At 64.7% G+C, this 16998-nt stretch carries 18 protein-coding genes; 14 read left to right on the top strand and 4 right to left on the bottom strand.

Features of this window, described 5'->3' with window-relative positions; all coding sequences use genetic code 11:
* Positions 1–179 precede the first annotated feature (179 nt).
* Entirely contained in the window at positions 180–554 is a 375-nt protein-coding gene (locus HAP47_RS24405; protein WP_173642422.1) for a hypothetical protein, read from the top strand.
* 8 nt (positions 555–562) lie between these two features.
* Here HAP47_RS24405 and HAP47_RS24400 read toward each other — a convergent pair whose 3' ends face one another.
* Together HAP47_RS24400 and HAP47_RS24395 are read right to left on the bottom strand one after the other, a co-directional pair.
* Positions 563–1942: a polysaccharide deacetylase family protein gene (locus HAP47_RS24400; RefSeq protein WP_173642423.1), complete on the bottom strand. Its 1380-nt coding sequence runs from the start codon at positions 1940–1942 to the stop codon at positions 563–565.
* 96 nt (positions 1943–2038) lie between these two features.
* Positions 2039–2878 (bottom strand): polysaccharide deacetylase family protein, encoded by an 840-nt coding sequence (locus HAP47_RS24395; protein WP_173642424.1) that lies wholly within the window; start codon positions 2876–2878, stop codon positions 2039–2041.
* 99 nt (positions 2879–2977) lie between these two features.
* Here HAP47_RS24395 and mgtE point away from each other — a divergent pair, with 99 nt between their 5' ends.
* The 4 genes from mgtE to HAP47_RS24375 all read left to right on the top strand — a co-directional run bounded on the left by mgtE (position 2978) and on the right by HAP47_RS24375 (position 5766).
* Positions 2978–4390: a magnesium transporter gene (gene mgtE, locus HAP47_RS24390; RefSeq protein ID WP_173642425.1), complete on the top strand. Its 1413-nt coding sequence runs from the start codon at positions 2978–2980 to the stop codon at positions 4388–4390.
* Positions 4391–4533: 143 nt separating this feature from the next.
* Positions 4534–4854, top strand: coding sequence for a helix-turn-helix domain-containing protein (locus HAP47_RS24385; RefSeq protein WP_173642426.1), 321 nt, complete (start codon positions 4534–4536; stop codon positions 4852–4854).
* Positions 4855–5052: 198 nt separating this feature from the next.
* Positions 5053–5262 (top strand): hypothetical protein, encoded by a 210-nt coding sequence (locus tag HAP47_RS24380; RefSeq protein ID WP_173642427.1) that lies wholly within the window; start codon positions 5053–5055, stop codon positions 5260–5262.
* Positions 5263–5337: 75 nt separating this feature from the next.
* A complete protein-coding gene (locus HAP47_RS24375; RefSeq protein WP_173642428.1) occupies positions 5338–5766 on the top strand; it encodes a DoxX family protein in 429 nt (142 codons plus the stop codon).
* 90 nt (positions 5767–5856) lie between these two features.
* Here the strand turns inward: HAP47_RS24375 and HAP47_RS24370 are convergent, their stop codons facing one another.
* Positions 5857–6384, bottom strand: a complete 528-nt coding sequence (locus HAP47_RS24370) for a DUF6428 family protein (protein ID WP_173642429.1) — start codon at positions 6382–6384, stop codon at positions 5857–5859.
* 49 nt (positions 6385–6433) lie between these two features.
* Here HAP47_RS24370 and HAP47_RS24365 point away from each other — a divergent pair, with 49 nt between their 5' ends.
* The 4 genes from HAP47_RS24365 to HAP47_RS24350 are packed head-to-tail and all read left to right on the top strand — an operon-like array spanning position 6434 to position 9064.
* Complete coding sequence (locus HAP47_RS24365) at positions 6434–6793, top strand: ArsR/SmtB family transcription factor (RefSeq protein ID WP_173642430.1); 360 nt, start codon at positions 6434–6436, stop codon at positions 6791–6793.
* Positions 6793–7479, top strand: coding sequence for an aquaporin (locus HAP47_RS24360; protein ID WP_173642431.1), 687 nt, complete (start codon positions 6793–6795; stop codon positions 7477–7479). The genes HAP47_RS24365 and HAP47_RS24360 overlap by 1 nt, the downstream gene beginning before the upstream one ends.
* Positions 7476–7901: an arsenate reductase (glutaredoxin) gene (gene arsC / locus HAP47_RS24355; protein ID WP_173642432.1), complete on the top strand. Its 426-nt coding sequence runs from the start codon at positions 7476–7478 to the stop codon at positions 7899–7901. Before HAP47_RS24360 ends, arsC begins: the two co-directional genes overlap by 4 nt.
* On the top strand, positions 7898–9064 hold the full coding sequence (locus HAP47_RS24350; RefSeq protein ID WP_173642433.1) for an MFS transporter: 1167 nt from the start codon (positions 7898–7900) through the stop codon (positions 9062–9064). Before arsC ends, HAP47_RS24350 begins: the two co-directional genes overlap by 4 nt.
* Here HAP47_RS24350 and HAP47_RS24345 read toward each other — a convergent pair.
* Positions 9033–9941: a LysR substrate-binding domain-containing protein gene (locus HAP47_RS24345; RefSeq protein WP_173642434.1), complete on the bottom strand. Its 909-nt coding sequence runs from the start codon at positions 9939–9941 to the stop codon at positions 9033–9035. The genes HAP47_RS24350 and HAP47_RS24345 overlap by 32 nt on opposite strands.
* 80 nt (positions 9942–10021) lie before the next feature.
* Here HAP47_RS24345 and psrA point away from each other — a divergent pair, with 80 nt between their 5' ends.
* From psrA to HAP47_RS24320, 5 genes are all read left to right on the top strand, one after another.
* A complete protein-coding gene (psrA, locus tag HAP47_RS24340) occupies positions 10022–11152 on the top strand; it encodes an iron-containing alcohol dehydrogenase PsrA (protein WP_173642435.1) in 1131 nt (376 codons plus the stop codon).
* Between the two features lie 28 nt (positions 11153–11180).
* Positions 11181–12425, top strand: coding sequence for a phosphonoacetate hydrolase (phnA, locus tag HAP47_RS24335; RefSeq protein WP_173642436.1), 1245 nt, complete (start codon positions 11181–11183; stop codon positions 12423–12425).
* Between the two features lie 24 nt (positions 12426–12449).
* A complete protein-coding gene (gene phnY / locus HAP47_RS24330) occupies positions 12450–13898 on the top strand; it encodes a phosphonoacetaldehyde dehydrogenase (protein ID WP_173642437.1) in 1449 nt (482 codons plus the stop codon).
* Positions 13899–13994: 96 nt separating this feature from the next.
* Complete coding sequence (locus tag HAP47_RS24325; protein WP_210285373.1) at positions 13995–15311, top strand: MFS transporter; 1317 nt, start codon at positions 13995–13997, stop codon at positions 15309–15311.
* A gap of 369 nt (positions 15312–15680) precedes the next feature.
* Positions 15681–16985, top strand: a complete 1305-nt coding sequence (locus tag HAP47_RS24320; protein WP_173642438.1) for an MFS transporter — start codon at positions 15681–15683, stop codon at positions 16983–16985.
* Positions 16986–16998 lie beyond the last annotated feature (13 nt).

Below are 16998 nucleotides of genomic sequence, written 5' to 3'. Positions count from 1 at the left end.
CCGGGGCAGGTCCGACGAGTGCCGGCGCGCGACGTGAAGGCGCCGGTCGATGCGGTCCTGTAACACCGGTCAGGTAGATTCGCGGATGCATGGCCTTTTGCCGGTGTGGCGCTGCCGACCGGAGGCCGCCGCGTCTCCCGACCGCGCGGCCGCAAGCCTGCCCCCACCCGGAGATCTCGATGATCTTTGCTAGCTACGTGTACCGTGTCCTCTCCAACTTCGTGTTCCTGGGACTGGTCTATTTCACGCCGAACCTGCTGGAGAAATACGAGCAGCGCGCGACGGTCGCGATCCTGGTCCTGGTCTATGCAACGATGCATGCCCTGTCCGGCCTGCGCTCGTTCTATTTCTTCCAGCGTATCGAGCGTCTTGAAGGCGAGACGCGGCGGCTCGCCGCTGCGGTCGGCGAGGGGCCCAATGCCGTGGCCTCGCGCAAGCAGATCGTCGCCGACGTCACCGCGCTCAGGCATGCCGGCGAGATCAAATCCTATATCGACATCTTCTTCCTGGCGCTGGTGATCCTGCTCTGCGTCGCCAAGATCGTGGTCAGCTAGATCGCGCGCTAGTCAGGCACGCGCTTGCTGGCCGCCGAGGCCTCGGCGCGCGGGGTGCGCCTGGCGACGTGGACCGACGCATTGCTCGCGGCCGGCGGTGCGACACGCAGCGGCGCGGCGTGAAGTCGGCCGTGAGCCGCAGCGGGAATCTGATGCGCGGCCTGCTTCGGATGCCTGGCCTGGCGCGCGGAGATCGCCTGCGCGCGCGGTGCGCCGACGCCGGGGACAGCAGCTGTTGCACGCTGTGCGAGGCGGCGATCGGCCGCCGAGCGGGCCGCGAGCAGGGTCACGTCCAGCGCTTCGGGAATGCGAAACACGTCACCGGCCGGTATCGGCAATGTCGAGGCCGACGCCAACTGGGCAGGCTGCGGCTGCGGCCAAAGCGTGCGGACCGATGCGCCGACGCGCGCGCGCTGCGCGTGATCGAGGATGTCGGCATCGCGCCAATCCGTGTCGGCAAACACCGGGGCCGGCAGCGTCCGCGTCGCGGTGAAGACGAAATTCGGAATTTTGGGCCAGCGCGTGATCGCGACCGTCTCGGTCGGCGGACGCATGAACCATTGCTGCGGCTCGGTCGGCGTCGCCGGGCGGTCCGCTGTCGCGGGCACGACATGGACGATATGGTAGCCGCGCTCCTTCAGCGTGTTGAGGATGCGCGGCAGCGCCGCGACGGTGCGCGGCTGGATGTCGTGCAGCAGCAGGATGCCCTTGTGCTTGGCCTCGATCCGCTGGATCGCAAGGTCGTAGACCCGCTGCGGCGAGATATGGCGCCAGTCGTCAGCCGGGAAGTCGGCGCTCCAGACCTGGATGCCGTGTGACGCCAGATATGCTTCGGGGATATCGGCGCGCATCAGGCCGGGGATCCGGAAGAACGGCGCGAGCTTGCTCTTGTCGCCGTTGAGCGCGGCGAGCGTCGAGGCGATGCCGTCGTCGACTTCCTGCCGCACGCGCTCGAGCGGCATCTTGTTCATCGTCAGCGGATGGTTCTGGCTGTGCGTGCCGACGGTATGCCCGGCGGCGACCAGCTTGCGCACGCCCTCCGGATTGAACCGGGCCTGGGAGCCGATGGTGAAGAAGGTCGCCTTGACGCATTGGCTGGCGAGGATAGCGAGCACCTGGTTGCTGTATTTCGGCAGCGGCCCGTCGTCGAAGGTCAGCACCACCTCGTGATCGGCGAGCGGCAGCGTCTCCGGATACTGCATGGTGCCGATCCGCGGATGTTCCCTGGGATCGACGACGATGGTCCGCGAGGTGCCGAGCGCGTTGGGGTTACCCGGGCAATCCGCGGCGAGGCCGGCCTGCGGCGTCATCAAGCAGCAGCCCAGCAGCGCCGCGAGGATCACGGTCCGCGACCGCTTCCGGATCATCACCAGGACGTCTGCAATCATCGCATCTCGGCCGCATTCCAAACGCACTGACGAATCCTTAGGTGCGGCCCCATGCATGCCGCCTTAACGGTCTGTAATCCACCTTGGGTCCCGGGTTCAATGTGTCCGGTCAGACACGGTCTTCATCGCCGCCGGGACGATGTGGACGACGTGATAATTATGCTCCTGCAGATACCTCAAGAAGGCCGGCAGCATCTCGGCTGTCCGCATCTGCGGGTCATGCAGCAGGATAATTCCCTTGCGATGGACCTCGAGCCGCCCGGTGAGCAGCTTGAGTTCCTCCTCGGGGGTCATCTTGTTCCAATCGCTGGCCCAGAAATCGGCGCCGAACACCGCGATACCGCGCTTTTCCAGGCGCTCGAGCAAAGCGGGCGTCGACTCGAAATAGGGGAACCGGAAGAACGGCGTGCTCGGGACCGTGCTCGCGATGCCGCGTAAGGCCGTTTGGACTGCTTCGATCCCCCGATTGATGTTCGCTTCGGCCTGATCCGTCGGGAGTTTGTTGGAATGTGGATGGTCCCACGTGTGGTAGCCGATGGTGTGGCCGAGGCGCGCGATCTTGCGGACCATGTCGGGATGATCGGCCGCGTTGCGGCCGACCATGAAGAAGGTGGCCTGCACGCATTCGGTTGCAAGTGCCGTCAGCACCTTGTCGGTGACGCCAGGTGTCGGCCCGTCGTCGAAGGTCAGCACGACCTCGCCATCCCGAAGCGGCAGGGTTTGCGGAAAGCTCTTCAGCCCGACGCGCGGATAGGTCGCAGGATCGACCTCGAGCACACGCGAGGTGCCGAGCGCGTCCTTGCGCGGGCATTCGGCAGCCTGCGCCGGGCCGATCAGCGCAAGCGGCGCGATCGGGATCAGCGCAACAGGCGCGAGCGCGAGCAGCGTCGCGAGGACGGTGACGATTGACCGTGGTCCGCTCGACATGTTTCTCATTGCAATATTTTTCATTGCACTCGGCACCGTCGATTAGGTAATCCGTTCCGCACTCATCAGAGCACTTTTTCCACTCCTGTCAAACCGGCGAATCACGGCATGGCCGAGAATATCGACGTTGCCGAGGCCGACCCGCTCGCCCGGATGCCGATGCGGGACGAGGAGGGCCAGCTCCGCCCCGAATTCGTCGCGGGCATCACCCGGGCCATCCATGCCGCCGACCGGCCCCTGCTGTGCGAGGTGGTGGCGGAACTGCATGAGGCCGATCTCGGCGACCTGATCGAGGCGCTGGAGCCCGACGACCGCGTCACCCTGGTCGAGATCACCGGCACGGATTTCGACTTCTCGGCGCTCAACGAGGTCGACGAGACGGTCCGCGAGGAGATCCTCGAGGAGCTCGAGCCGGAGACCGTTGCCGAGGGCGTCCGCGAGCTCGAATCCGACGACGCCGTCGAGCTGCTGGAAAGCCTCGACGAGGAGGACCAGGAAGAGATCCTGGAGAAGCTGCCGGCGGCCGAGCGCGAGGACATCGAGCGGAGCCTGCTGTATCCGGAGAATTCCGCCGGTCGGCGCATGCAGACCGAGTTCATCGCGGTGCCGCCGGACTGGAAGGTCGGGCAGGCGATCGACTACATGCGCGACACGCCCGATCTGCCGGACCGCTTTTACGAGATCTATGTGGTCGACGCCGACAAGCACTTACTGGGCGCGGTGCCGCTCGACGCGCTGCTGCGGACCCGCCGCCCGGTTCCGGTCAAGGACCTGATCGACGAGGACCGCCGCCGGGTCTCCGCGCTGGAAGACCAGGAAGAGGTCGCGCGGATGTTCGGCAAGTACAATCTGGTCGCGGCTCCCGTGGTCGACACCACCGAGCGGCTGGTCGGCGTGATCACCATCGACGACGTCGTCGACGTGATCGAGGAGGAGGCTGACGAGGACCTCAAGGCGCTGGGCGGCGTTACCCATCCTGAAGAGCTGTCCGACACGGTCTGGACCATCGCCCGCGGCCGCTTCAACTGGCTCTTGGTCAATCTCGCCACCGCGTTCCTGGCTTCCTCGGTGCTCGGCCTGTTCGAGGGCCAGCTCGAGAAGATGGTGGCGCTCGCGGTGCTGGCGCCGATCGTGGCGAGCCAGGGCGGCAATGCCGCGACCCAGACCATGACGGTCGCGGTGCGCGCGCTCGCCACCCGCGAGCTCGGCGCGTTCAACGCGACGCGCGTGGTGCTGCGCGAGACCATGGTCGGGCTCGTCAACGGGCTCGCCTTTGCCGTCATCACCGGCATCGCCGCGGTGGCCTGGTTCAAAATCCCCGGCCTCGGCATCGTGATCGGACTTGCCATCATCTGCAACCTCGTCGCCGGCGCGCTCGGCGGCATCCTGATTCCGATGGTGCTCGAACGGGTGCGCGCCGACCCCGCGGTCGCCTCCGGCACCTTCGTCACGACCGTCACCGACGTGGTCGGCTTCTTCTCGTTTCTCGGCATCGCCACGCTGTGGTTCGGGCTGAAATAGCGCATGATCCGGAAAAGTGCGAAGCGGTTTTCCGACAAGATCATGCATGACGGGGGCGCCGGCGGGCGCGTTTATCGTTAATCGCGCCTTAACGGGGTTGGCGGATGATGCTCCTATCTCCAAGGGGCCATCACGGGGCCATCATGCAGCGCTTGCGGCTCAAGGCGGACGGACGGATCGTCGAATTGCGCGACGGGCAGGAAATCCCGCTCGCGCCCGCACATCCGGCCGAGGCGGCGATGCAGCCTTCAGCCTCGCAACCCGCCGTGCGCGATCTGCGCCGCCGGGCCCAACTCACCCAGCTCGAATTCGCCGCCAAGCTCGGCGTACCCGTGGAAACCATCCGCAACTGGGAGCAGGGCAAGCGCGCGCCGCGGGGACCCGCCCGCGCGCTGCTCGCCGTGATCGCCCATTCGCCGGAGACGGTGTTCGCCGCGCTGTCGAGCGAGCCGACGGCGGCGTAAGCTGATATGTAGCGCGCGACGTCATTGTCGGCCAATTGATCGCGCATGCCGGCCACAACACCGGTGTCGTGCGGGGAGACGGCAACGGGGCCCTCGCTCGCGGCACGATCTCACTGGACTAGTACTTGCCAGCAAGGCGGTTTGGCCGCTTTAATTGAAGCATTGCAGTACGTTCCCATTTTGAAGCGTGGATTTCCCATGAAGGCCATCGAGCAGATCATTGCCGGTTACGTGTTGCTGAAGAACCGTCAAGCGCTGGAACAGCTCAGAGACCATCGCCAACACCTGCTGGACGATGTTCGAACCCATAGCGTCCCAGGTTTCGGGCCATCGGTCGTGAACGACACCCTCGCGGAGGAGATCGAACTCATCGAGGGAGCATTGGCTCGCTTCGATGAGGGCGGATAGCTCGCGACCGGGGCGCTAGGCCAGCTGGTCATCGTTGTTCTGCGATTGCGACAGACTTCTATTTGGGAGGTATGCATGATCGATCAGAGAACTGCGCCTTATGCTGCCCTTTTGCTCCGCGTTACGCTTGCCGGACTTTTCATTGCTCATCTCTACGGCAAATGCGTGCTCAAGCCGATTAACCTGTGGTGGAACGGCCTTTCCAAACTCGGTTATCCTGAATGGGTTCTTGCCTACGCTCTAAGCGCCGAATTCGGATCGGCGCTTCTGCTGCTGCTTGGCATCTATACGCGCTGGGTGAGCATCTACACGATCCCCATGATGCTTGGCGCAACCCACTTCTGGATGCTTCGAAAGGGCTACTGGTTCACGGAAGCGGGCTGGGAGATGCCGTTGGTGTGGGCGATCATGCTGGCCGTCCAGGCGTTGCTGGGTGATGGGGCGTTTGCGTTAAAGGTCCCCAAGCTGCCCTGGGAGCGTCGGCTTCAACCGACGACTGCCTGATGGTTTCGCAATCAGGCCCGCGCTTGCGTGATCAACCCGTGCCCGCGATATCGTGACATTTTCGAGGGAACGGCATTCGCCGAAACTCCATCAACCGCAGCACGGCTGCTTGGCCTTCGGCGTGCAGCAAGACTGCTGTTCCTGCAGCCATCGGTCGCGCGGCTTGCAGCTCGATGGACGCGCCGAGAGATAGACGCGGATCGCGGCGTCGCCGGCATCCATGCGTTCCGCGCGATAGATTTGCATCGGCCGAATGCCATCGCTGACTTCAAATGTCAGCTTGGCTTGCGGATCGAGGCCGACCGCCTCATCGACCTTGCGGATGATCGCAAGGAACTTCCCGGCCGGCATGTAGCCCCGGTTTTCCTCCTCGATGTCCCAGAGCTGAATGAAGGTCTCGTTCCAGCTCTCGGGGTTCGCGCCGCAATCGAGCCCTCTGAATGAGCCGGTTTTGACCTCGGTCACGTGGTAGCTGGGGCGGACATCCCGGCCGTCGTAACTGAAGATCAGCGGCTTTTCCTTGTGCGCCTCGAGGCCGGAAAGCAGCGCTGCGGACGAGAGCTCTTCGACCGGCAGCAGGGCGCCGACGGGCGATCGGGTATTGGCAAGCGTGTCCATGGCTGCTATCCTCATTTCAATGATTCTTGAATTGTAGGATTATCGAAAGATGGAGGAGCGTCAAGCCCGAACCGCTTTCGCCGCGCTGTCGCAGGAAACGCGGCTGCGGATCGTGCGGTTGCTGGTACAGGCCGGCCCGGATGGCATGGCGGCAGGCGCGATTGCCGAGGCGGTCGAAGTGTCGCCATCCAATGTGTCGTTTCATCTGAAGGACCTCGAGCATGCCGGCATGATCGTGCCGCGTCGCGAGGCGCGTTCGATCATCTACTCGGCGGATTTCACCGGCTTGCGCGATCTCATCGGCTTTCTGATGAAGGATTGCTGCGCGGGCCACCCGGAAATCTGCGCGCCGGCGCTCGCCGATGCCCGGTGCGGGCCGTCCACGGCCAAGAAGAAGGCGCGGGCCTGATGCGCGGCTTCGACCTGCCGCGGCGCCTTGTGGCCGAGGGCCTCGGTACCTTGCTGCTGGTCGCAACCGTCGTTGGCTCCGGCATCATGGCCGAGACGCTGACCAAGGACGTGGCGTTGGCGCTGCTCGGCAACACCCTTCCGACCGGCGCCATTCTGGTGGTGCTGATCACGATCCTTGGGCCAATATCCGGCGCGCACTTCAATCCGGCGGTCACGCTGGTCTTCATGCTCAAGGGCGAGCTCCGTCCGCCGCATGCCGCGCAGTACGTCGCGGCGCAGGTGCTCGGGGGAATCCTGGGCGCAATGGTCGCGCACGCCATGTTCGGCCTGCCGCTCCTGGAGTTCTCGGCCAAGGCAAGGACGGGATTTCCGCAATGGTTCGCCGAATTCGTCGCCGCGTTCGGACTGGTCGCAACGATCATTGGTGGCCTCCGGTTTCGTGAGGCCGCAATTCCTTGGCTGGTCGGGCTTTACATCACGGCCGCGTACTGGTTCACCGCATCCACGTCTTTCGCCAATCCGGCCGTCGCCATCGCGCGATCGTTCACCGACACGTTTTCGGGCATCCGCGCGCAGGATCTGCCGGGATTCATCGTCGCCGAGGTTTTGGGGGCCATGGTCGCGCTGGCATTCATGACCTGGCTATTGCGGGGCGCCGAAACCACCAAGGAAGCAGTCCGATGACGATCACGATCTACCACAATCCCGATTGCGGGACGTCGCGCAACACCCTGGCCATGATCCGCCAAAGCGGGGAGGAGCCCGAGATCGTCGAATATCTCAAGACTCCTCCCTCGCGCGACACGCTGATCGCGCTGATCGCTGCCATGGGCATCGCGCCGCGTGCGCTGCTCCGCGAGAAAGGCACGCCCTATGCCGAGCTGGATCTCGCCAATCCGAAATGGGGCGATGACGAATTGATCGATTTCATGATGGCGCATCCGATCCTGATCAATCGGCCCATCGTCGTCTCGCCGAAAGGCGTGAAGCTGTGCCGGCCGTCCGAGGCCGTCCTTGATCTCCTCGCCGTTGCCGACATCGGCCGATTCGTCAAGGAAGACGGCGAAGTGATTCCGCCGAGGACGCCGGGTGCGCACGCTAGATGAGCCGCCGTGCAGATAATGTTTTGATCGTCGCGCTCGGCACCACGCAAACCCTGGCTTGGGCGTCGAGCTATTATCTGCCCGCGATTCTCGCGGACCCGATTGCACGTGACCTCGGCATATCCACGAACTGGCTGTTCGCCGCGTTCTCGATGGCGCTCGTGATATCAGGACTGCTCGGTCCCCGCGTCGGCCGCCAGATCGACCGCATGGGCGGGCGCGAAGTGCTTTGCGCGTCCAACCTGATTCTGGCGTCCGGCCTGATCCTGCTCGGGCTTTCGCAAGGCTGCGTTCTGATGGCCGCAAGTTGGCTGCTGCTCGGCGTCGGCATGGGCCTTGGCCTGTATGATGCGGCCTTCGCGGCACTCGGGCGCATCTATGGCAACACCGCCCGCCGCTCCATCACCGGCATCACCTTGATCGCGGGATTTGCCAGCACGATCGGCTGGCCGCTCACCGCGTGGGGCCTCGCAACCATCGGCTGGCGCTGGACCTGCTTCGGCTGGGCGGCGGCGCACATTCTGATCTGCCTGCCGCTCAACGGCTTCGTGGTCCCCAAGCTGAAGAGCGAGCATCGGATCGCGGCCGACACGCCAAAGCCGCATATTCCGATCGACCGCGCGATGGTGCTGCTCGCCTTTGCCTTCGCGGCCGCCTGGAGCGTCACGTCCGCGATGGCGGTGCATTTGCCGCGAATTCTGGAGGCGTTGGGCGCGACGCAGACACAGGCGATCGCGGCGGGCGCATTGATCGGCCCGGCGCAGGTGGCGGCACGGATTGTCGAAGCGAGCCTGCTCAAGCGCTTCCATCCGCTATGGTCGGCGCGATTGGCCTGCATCACGCACCCCTTGGGCGCCTGCGTCATCGGCCTGTTCGGCGGCGGCTTCGCCGGCATCTTCGCGCTGCTGCATGGTGCCGGCAACGGCATCCTGACGATAGCGCGCGGTACGCTGCCGCTCGCGATATTCGGTCCTAAGGATTACGGCTACCGGCTGGGGCTGCTCGGCGCGCCGTCGCGACTGTCGCAAGCGATCGCGCCCCTGGTATTCGGATTTCTGATCTCGCCACTTGGCGGCTATACGTTCGCAGTCACGTCGGCTCTCAGTCTCGCCGCGCTGCTGGCGTTGTTCGCGCTCAAGGCCGAACCGACGACGCCCTCGCGGTAGCGTCACGACCCTTCATCCGGCGAACCGTATCGATGAACGCCTTGATGATCGGCGAGTGGCCGCGGCCGCTGTGATGGGCGATACTGTACTGGGTCTTGATGGTGCGGTCGCTGATCTCGAGCGCGCGGAGGTTCGGATGCGGGACGAACTCGAAGTCGGCGACGACGCTGATGCCGAGCCCGCGCTCGACCGCCTTCCACACGCCCTCGCGGCTCTCGATCTCGAACACCGGCTCGATCCTGATGCCCTCGGCCTGCATCGTCGCCTCGAAGGCGCGTCGGGTGGTCGAGCCGCGTTCGCGTAGCACGATGGGCTGGTCGGCGAGCTCGCGCAGCCTGACCGATTTCCGTTTGAACCAGGGATGATCCCGGTTGACGAACACGATCACGCGATGCGTGCGGTAGGGAATCATGGTGACGCGCGGATCTTCCGGCACCTCTGCCAGGATCGCGACGTCGGCCTCGAAATTGACGATGTGACGTAGAGTGCGTTCGGAATTGCCGAGCAGGGTCGAGATCTGCACCTCGGGGTGATCGCGCTTGAACGCGGCGATGATCTCGGTGGCATGAAACGGCCCGACGGTCGCAACCCGTAGATGCCCCTTGGTTGCCTTGCCGTGCGCGGCCAAGAGTTCGTGCGCCTCGTCGCAGAACGTCATGATGCCGCGGGTGATCTCGAACAGCGCGGCGCCGGCTTCGGTGAGTTCGGTGTGCCGCGGCTTGCGGATCAGAAGCTCGACGCCGTAGGTCTCCTCCAACTCCTTGACTTGGATCGTGAGCGTCGGCTGCCCGACATTGAGCACGCGCGAGGCCGCGGTGAAGCCGCCATGCGTTGCGACCGCATGGAAGGCACGCAGCTGGCTGAACACTATTGACATAATAAATAGAACGCATCCGAAGAATGAATTTGTCAATAGCATCCGGCGCCGTACCTTCGCGCCAAATGGAGGACGCGCGAATGAACTGGAGTTATTCCAACCCGGTAAGAGTTGAATTCGGAGCCGACAGCTTCGACAAGCTGCCGGCGCTGATCGGCAAGCGCGCCTATGCGCTCGTGACCTATGACGAGCCGGTCTTCGCCGAACTCGAGCGGCGGCTGCGCGCTGCGGCGGGTCCTTCCGTCCTGACCATTCGCGATGTCGCGCCCAATCCGGACTACCGCCTGCTCACCGAACAGACCGGGCGCTTTGCCGGGCTCGCCAAACAGCCCGAGGTGATCGTCGCGCTCGGCGGCGGCTCGGTGATCGATTCCGCAAAGGTGTTCGCGGCAGCCGGCGGCGATTTTGCGATCGTCAAAACCTATCTGGAGACGCAGCAGGGCGCCGAGCGCTTATCCGCCATTCCGATCATCGCCGTGCCGACCACCGCAGGCACCGGCAGCGAGGTGACGTGCTGGGGCACGGTATGGGACGAGGCCAACGGCAAGAAATATTCGCTGGCACGGCCGTCGCTCTATCCGACCCATGCGGTGATCGATCCGCGCCTGATGCTCGGCAAGCCGCAGCTCCTCACCATCAGCACCGGGCTCGACGCGCTGTCGCATGCGCTGGAGAGCATCTGGAACGTCAACAACAACCCGGTCTCCGCCAACCATGCGGTGGCCGCGGCACGCGGTGTCCTCGACGTGCTGCCGAGGCTCGCCAACGATCTCGGCAATATCGAGCTGCGCAGCCGGATGGCGCAGGCGGCATTGTTCGCTGGCCTCGCGTTCTCCAACACCAAGACCGCGATCGCGCATTCGCTGTCCTATCCGATCACGCTGCGGCATGGCGTGCAGCACGGCATCGCCTGCTCGTTCTCGCTGCCGATGGTGCTGCGGAGCGTGAAGGGAGCCGGCGGGCTCTGCGAGGACAGCCTCCGGCAGATCTTCGGCGCCGATCTGGCGCGCGGGGCCGACGATCTCGAGGACTTCATGGCCCGTCTCGGCATCTCCTGCAATCCGGCCGCCTACAGGATCGAGCGTAGCGAGTGGCACGCGCTGATCGCGGACTCGCTCGAGGGCGAGCGCGGCCGCAATTTCCTGGGGTCCAAGGAACGGCTGATTGAGGCATCGCAGATGCTGCGGATGCCGAGCGCGGCGAGCGCGTGACGACGGCATAGCGATAGGGAGAGATACAATGCAAAACAATCGCAAAACCATCACTGTCAACGGACGCCGTTACGACGCGCCGACGCGGCCGACGGTCGTGATCTGCCTCGACGGTTCGGAGCCCGGCTATATCGAGCAGGCGATCGAGGCCGGCGTTGCGCCGACCTTCGCGCGCTTCATGAAGGAGGGCGCGCATGTGCATGCCGCCAGCGTGATCCCGAGCTTCACCAATCCGAACAACCTTTCGATCATCACCGGACGGCCGCCCGCAGTGCACGGCATCGCCGGCAATTATTTCTACGACACGGCAAACGACGCCGAAGTCATGATGAACGATCCGAAGTTCCTGCGCGCGCCGACCATCCTGGCCGGCGTGCATGACGCCGGCCACAAGGTCGCCGCCGTCACCGCCAAGGACAAGCTGCGCACCTTGCTCGCCTATGGGCTCGACTATGCGAGCGGCCGCGCCATCGCCTTCTCATCGGAGAAGGCCGACCAGGCTACCAGGGCCGCCAACGGCATCGACAACGTGCTCGACTTCGTCGGCCTGCCGCTGCCCGAAGTCTATTCGGCCGATCTGTCGCGCTTCGTGTTCGCGGCCGGCGTCAAGCTGGTCGAGCGGCATCGTCCGGACCTGATGTATCTGTCGACCACCGACTACATCCAGCACAAGGTCGGGTTCGGCACCAAGGTCGCCAACGACTTCTACGCGATGATCGACGGCTATCTCGCTAGGCTCGATGCGCTCGGCTGCAACATCGTGGCGACCGCCGATCACGGCATGAACGACAAGTTCTTGCCCGACGGCAGGCCCGACGTCATCTATCTCCAGGACGTCATGGACGACTGGACGGGTACGGGCGCCGCACGGGTGATCCTGCCGATCACCGATCCCTATGTCGCCCATCACGGTTCGCTCGGCTCGTTCGCGACGATCTACACACCCGATGGTGTCGACGTCGACACGCTGCTGATGCGGCTACGCGACATCAAGGGCATCGAGGTGGCGCTGCCGCGCAAGGATGCCTGCGCCCGGTTCGAGCTGCCGCCCGACCGGATCGGCGACATCGTCGTGATCTCGACCAGGCACAAGGTGCTCGGCACCAGCGAATCTCGTCACGATCTGTCCGGCTTGACCGAGCCGCTGCGCTCGCATGGCGGGCTCACCGAGCAGCGGGTGCCGCTGATCGCCAACCGCAAGATCGCGCTGCCGGCCGGTCACGCCTTGCGCAACTTCGACGCCTTCGACGTCGCGCTCAACCGCATCCAGTGACATCCAGACCTGGAGGACACCACCATGAACATCCAGAGCCAGGCCGTTCGCCATGAGCAGATGCGCATCGCAGGCAGCCTCGTCGACACCGACGAGCATGTCGAGGTTTTCAATCCCTACACCAACAAGGTCGTGGGCACGGTTCCGGCGGCGCGCCCGGAGCATGTGCGCAGCGCGTTCGCCAGGGCGGCTGCGTTCAAGCCAAAGCTGACGCGCTACGAGCGCCAGCGCATCCTGCTGCGCACCGCCGAGATACTGGCGAGCCGCAAGGAGGAATTCGCGCGGCTGATCACCGCCGAGTCCGGGCTGTGCTGGAAGGACTCACTCTACGAGGCCGGCCGCGCCTACGACGTCTACTCGTTCGCCGGCCAGCTTGCGATCAAGGACGACGGCGAGACGTTTTCCTGCGACATCAGCCCGCAGGGCAAGGCGCGCAAGATCTTCACGACGCGGACGCCGCTGCTCGGCGCGATCTCGGCGATCACGCCGTTCAACCATCCGCTCAACATGGTCAGCCACAAGATCGCGCCGGCGATCGCGACCAACAACCGCGTGGTGCTGAAGCCGACCGAACTGACGCCACTGACCGCGCTCGCGCTCGCCGACGTGCTGTACGAGGCCGGGCTGCCGCCGGAGATGCTGTCGGTGGTGACGGGCAATCCGCATTCGATGGGTGACGCGATGATCACCGATCCGGACGCCGATCTCGTGACCTTCACCGGCTCGGTCAGGGTGGGCAAGCACATTGCCGACAGAGCCGGCTACAAGCGCCTGGTGCTCGAGCTCGGCGGCAACGATCCCCTGATCGTGATGGAGGACGCCGATCTCGAGAAGGCGGCCGAGCTTGCGGTCACCGGCGCGACCAAGAATTCCGGCCAGCGCTGTACGGCCGTGAAGCGCATCCTCTGCGTCGAGGCCGTCGCCGACGATTTCGCCGCCTTGGTTCTGAAGAAGGCGCGCACAGTGAAGTGCGGCGATCCGATGGACCCGACGGTCGATGTCGGCACGGTGATTCACGAGGGCGCGGCGAAGGAGTTCGAGCGCCGCGTCAACGCTGCGGTTACCGACGGCGCCGAGCTCCTGCACGGCAACGACCGCAAGGGCGCGCTGTATCCGCCGACGGTGGTCGACCGGATTCCCTACACCAGCGAGCTCGTAATGCAGGAGACTTTCGGTCCTGTCATCCCGATCATCCGCGTGCCCAACGACATCGAGAGCGTGATCCGGATTTCGAATTCGACCGCGTTCGGCCTGTCGTCCGGTGTCTGCACCAACCGGCTCGACTACATCACGCGGTTCGTCAACGAGCTCGACGTCGGCACCGTCAACGTTTGGGAAGTGCCGGGCTACCGGATCGAGATGTCGCCATTCGGCGGGATCAAGGACTCCGGCCTTGGCTACAAGGAAGGCGTGCAGGAGGCGATCAAGAGCTTCACCAACGTCAAAACCTATTCGCTGCCCTGGCCCGTCTAGGGACGCGCGTCGATCCGAGGGAGGGCCGCACGCGCACAACAACAACGGCGCGGCGGCCGAGGGTGAACAACAAAACAATCATCAGGGGAGGCTGCAATGTCGATCACGTTCAGTCCGGCGGGCGTCGGCTCGGTCGGAGTCCAGAATCCGGAGCTTGCGACATCGTTCCGCCGCGCGCAGTGGCGGATGCTGTTCGCGGCGATGTTCTGCTATCTGTTCTTCTACACCGGGCGGCAAACCTTCGGCTTCGCCATTCCCGGCATCCAGGCCGAGTTCGGCGTCAGCAAGGAGGCGCTGGGCTGGGCCAGCGCGGCGCTGCTCTGGTGTTACGCGGTCGGGCAGGCCATCAACGGCAATCTCGGCGACAAGTTCGGCGGCCGCCGCGTGATGAGCGCGGGCGCGATCCTGTCCTTCATCATGAACTGGGCCACCAGCCTTTCGACCGGCATCGTCAGCCTCACCGCATTCTGGGGCATCAATGGCTATTTCCAGTCGATGGGGTGGGCGCCGGGCAGCCGGCTGCTGTCGAACTGGTGGGGCCGCCACGAGCGCGGCACGGTCTACGGGCTCTATACGTTCGCCGCCGGTCTCGCCTCGGTGCTGTCGTTCGTCACCTCGCTGGTCGTGGTCGGCTATTTCCAGCTCGACTGGCGCTGGATCTTCCGCATCCCGGTGGTGCTGCTGCTGCTCGGTGGCATCGCGTTCTATCTGATCGCGCGCGAGAAGCCCGAGGACATGGGCTTTGCCTCGCCGCATGACGAGGCCGACGACGACACCGCAACCGAAGCCGCGGTCGACGCCAATGAGGGCTCGCTCGCGCGCTACAAGGCGGTGCTGTCGAACTGGCGCCTGCTGGTCGCCGGCGTCTCGATCGGCTTCCAGAACGCAGCGCGCTACGGCCTTTTGGTATGGGTGCCCGTGCACTTCCTCGGCAGCAACTGGTCCAAGGCCGGAGCCACCTCGGTGATCGATCCGCGCTGGATCAGCATCGCGCTGCCGGTCGGCATGGCGGTCGGCGCCTTCAGCAACGGCTGGGTCTCGGACAAGGTGTTCGGCTCGCGCCGCTACCTCGCCATCGTGCTCTATATGGTGCTCGCCGCGGTCACCGCGCTGTGCATGTACGCGATCCCGACCACCGAGATCTATCTCGGCATGACCGTGCTGTTCCTGTGCGGCTTCTTCACCTACGGCCCGCAATCCTCGTTCTGGGCGCTATGCCCGGATCTGGTCGGCCACAAGCGGGCAGGGACCGCGACCGGGGTGATGAACTCCTTCGCCTATCTGTTCGCGGGTCTCGGCGAGCCGATCATCGGCCATTTCATGGACAAGCATAACCAGACGTCGCTGGTGTTTCTCGTGGTCGCGGTCTGCGCGACCTCCAGCGCGGTGGTGGCGGCCTTCATCCGCCGCTGACGCGCGATCCGCGTCGGCGGCTCACGACAGGTCCGCGCTTCCACGGAAGCGCGGACTATTTTTTTGAAATGAGCAGACGCCGTGCGCGATCGCCGGAGGCGCAACGCCGGGCCAATTTCCTGAAATTGCTCCCGCGGGTACATGAGCTGACGCCCAATTCCTCACCACGGCTGACCAATAATAGGTCTAATTATCAATAATACCTATAAATATCAATATGATAGATAAAGTTGCATGCAGAATGCAAAATGTGCTTGTCGCCTCACGCGGCTTGAAGCAGACTTCTCGCGGGGCAGGAGAGGGTCCGATGACCTTCAATGACGAAGGTCGCGCGTGGCGAAAAACAATCTGCCGGCAGAGGAGCGAGCAATGAGCGATCAGGTGTCCACCATCGCAATGGCAGATACGGCGAAGCCTTCCGGCGTGCGCTGGAAGATCTTCCTGCTGATGCTGTTCCTGATCTCGATCAACTATATCGATCGCGCCTCGCTCTCGGTCGCAATGCCCGTCATCGCCAAGGAGTTCGACATCGATCCGGCGATGCAGGGCCTGATCCTGAGCTCGTTCTTCTGGACCTACGCGCTGATGCAGGTGCCGGGCGGCATGCTCGCCGATCGGTTCAAGCCGCGGATCGTGATCGCGCTCGCAACGCTGTTCTGGGGCTTCTTCCAGGCGCTGGCGGCGCTGTCCACCAGCTGGATGCTGCTGCTGCTGACCCGGCTCGGGCTCGGCGCGTCGGAAGCGCCGATCTATCCGGCCGGCGGCAAGCTCAATGCGATCTGGATGACGCAGACAGAACGCGGCCGCGGCGCCACCTTGCTGGACGGCGGCGCGCCGCTTGGCGCTGCGCTCGGGTCGATCGTGATCGCCTGGCTGATGGCGGCGTTCAGCTCCTGGCGCGTCGCCTTCGTCGTCGCGGGCATCGGCACGATGCTGTGCGGGCTGTGGGCCTGGTACTACATCCGCAACGCGCCGCGCGAGCATCCGTCGGTCAATGAAGCAGAGGCGCGCTATCTCGAGGAGGCGCATGCGATCGAGGACGCGGCGACGCCGCCGTCGTCCGGCGCAAGCGGGATGGCCTATTTCCGCTTCCGCTCGGTCTGGTGCATGTGCCTGGGCTGGATGTTCTTCAACACCACGTTCTATGGCCTGCTGACCTGGATGCCGACCTATCTGTTCAAGGTGCACGGTTTCGACATCAAGGCGCTCGGCGGCGCCTCTTTCATCATCTTCTTCGCGGGCTTCGTCGGCGAACTGGTCGGCGGCTGGATCGGCGACGGCTGGCGGGCGCGGGGCGGGGCGCCCAACACCGTGTTCCGCACCCTGTTCGGTATCGCGGCGATCATGGCGACGGTGTCGATCTTCCTCGTCGCCTACGTCACCAATGCGGTCGCGGTCGTGGTGCTGCTGTCGACGACGCTGTTCTTCCTGCGCTGGTGCGGCATGTACTGGGCGATCCCGTCGGCGCTGGCGGGCCGGGGCAAGTCCGGCTTCCTCGGCGGCTGCATGAATCTCGGCGGCAACATCGCCGGCATCACGACACCCCTGATCGTCGGCTTCATCGTGCAGGTCACCGGCTCCTACTTCCTCGCCCTGATGTATTTTGCCGCCGCGGGCATTGCGCTGTTGATCTGCTCGATCCTGATCGACTACAGCCGCAAGCTCCCGGTCTGAAACGAAGACGGCC

The sequence above is a fragment of the Bradyrhizobium sp. 41S5 genome (assembly GCF_011516665.3).
In the GTDB taxonomy this organism is placed as follows: Bacteria; Pseudomonadota; Alphaproteobacteria; order Rhizobiales; family Xanthobacteraceae; genus Bradyrhizobium; species Bradyrhizobium quebecense.
Note: the sequence above shows the minus strand (reverse complement) of the source record. Positions and strands in the feature narration are given on the sequence as shown.

Excerpts from the sequence above, each read along its gene's own strand:
- HAP47_RS24405 (WP_173642422.1), top strand. The coding sequence starts at position 180 with ATGATCTTTGCTAGCTACGTGTACCGTGTCCTCTCCAACTTCGTGTTC.
- HAP47_RS24400 (WP_173642423.1), bottom strand. The coding sequence starts at position 1,942 with ATGATTGCAGACGTCCTGGTGATGATCCGGAAGCGGTCGCGGACCGTG.
- HAP47_RS24395 (WP_173642424.1), bottom strand. The coding sequence starts at position 2,878 with ATGAGAAACATGTCGAGCGGACCACGGTCAATCGTCACCGTCCTCGCG.
- mgtE (WP_173642425.1), top strand. The coding sequence starts at position 2,978 with ATGGCCGAGAATATCGACGTTGCCGAGGCCGACCCGCTCGCCCGGATG.
- HAP47_RS24385 (WP_173642426.1), top strand. The coding sequence starts at position 4,534 with ATGCAGCGCTTGCGGCTCAAGGCGGACGGACGGATCGTCGAATTGCGC.
- HAP47_RS24380 (WP_173642427.1), top strand. The coding sequence starts at position 5,053 with ATGAAGGCCATCGAGCAGATCATTGCCGGTTACGTGTTGCTGAAGAAC.
- HAP47_RS24375 (WP_173642428.1), top strand. The coding sequence starts at position 5,338 with ATGATCGATCAGAGAACTGCGCCTTATGCTGCCCTTTTGCTCCGCGTT.
- HAP47_RS24370 (WP_173642429.1), bottom strand. The coding sequence starts at position 6,384 with ATGGACACGCTTGCCAATACCCGATCGCCCGTCGGCGCCCTGCTGCCG.
- HAP47_RS24365 (WP_173642430.1), top strand. The coding sequence starts at position 6,434 with ATGGAGGAGCGTCAAGCCCGAACCGCTTTCGCCGCGCTGTCGCAGGAA.
- HAP47_RS24360 (WP_173642431.1), top strand. The coding sequence starts at position 6,793 with ATGCGCGGCTTCGACCTGCCGCGGCGCCTTGTGGCCGAGGGCCTCGGT.
- arsC (WP_173642432.1), top strand. The coding sequence starts at position 7,476 with ATGACGATCACGATCTACCACAATCCCGATTGCGGGACGTCGCGCAAC.
- HAP47_RS24350 (WP_173642433.1), top strand. The coding sequence starts at position 7,898 with ATGAGCCGCCGTGCAGATAATGTTTTGATCGTCGCGCTCGGCACCACG.
- HAP47_RS24345 (WP_173642434.1), bottom strand. The coding sequence starts at position 9,941 with ATGTCAATAGTGTTCAGCCAGCTGCGTGCCTTCCATGCGGTCGCAACG.
- psrA (WP_173642435.1), top strand. The coding sequence starts at position 10,022 with ATGAACTGGAGTTATTCCAACCCGGTAAGAGTTGAATTCGGAGCCGAC.
- phnA (WP_173642436.1), top strand. The coding sequence starts at position 11,181 with ATGCAAAACAATCGCAAAACCATCACTGTCAACGGACGCCGTTACGAC.
- phnY (WP_173642437.1), top strand. The coding sequence starts at position 12,450 with ATGAACATCCAGAGCCAGGCCGTTCGCCATGAGCAGATGCGCATCGCA.
- HAP47_RS24325 (WP_210285373.1), top strand. The coding sequence starts at position 13,995 with ATGTCGATCACGTTCAGTCCGGCGGGCGTCGGCTCGGTCGGAGTCCAG.
- HAP47_RS24320 (WP_173642438.1), top strand. The coding sequence starts at position 15,681 with ATGAGCGATCAGGTGTCCACCATCGCAATGGCAGATACGGCGAAGCCT.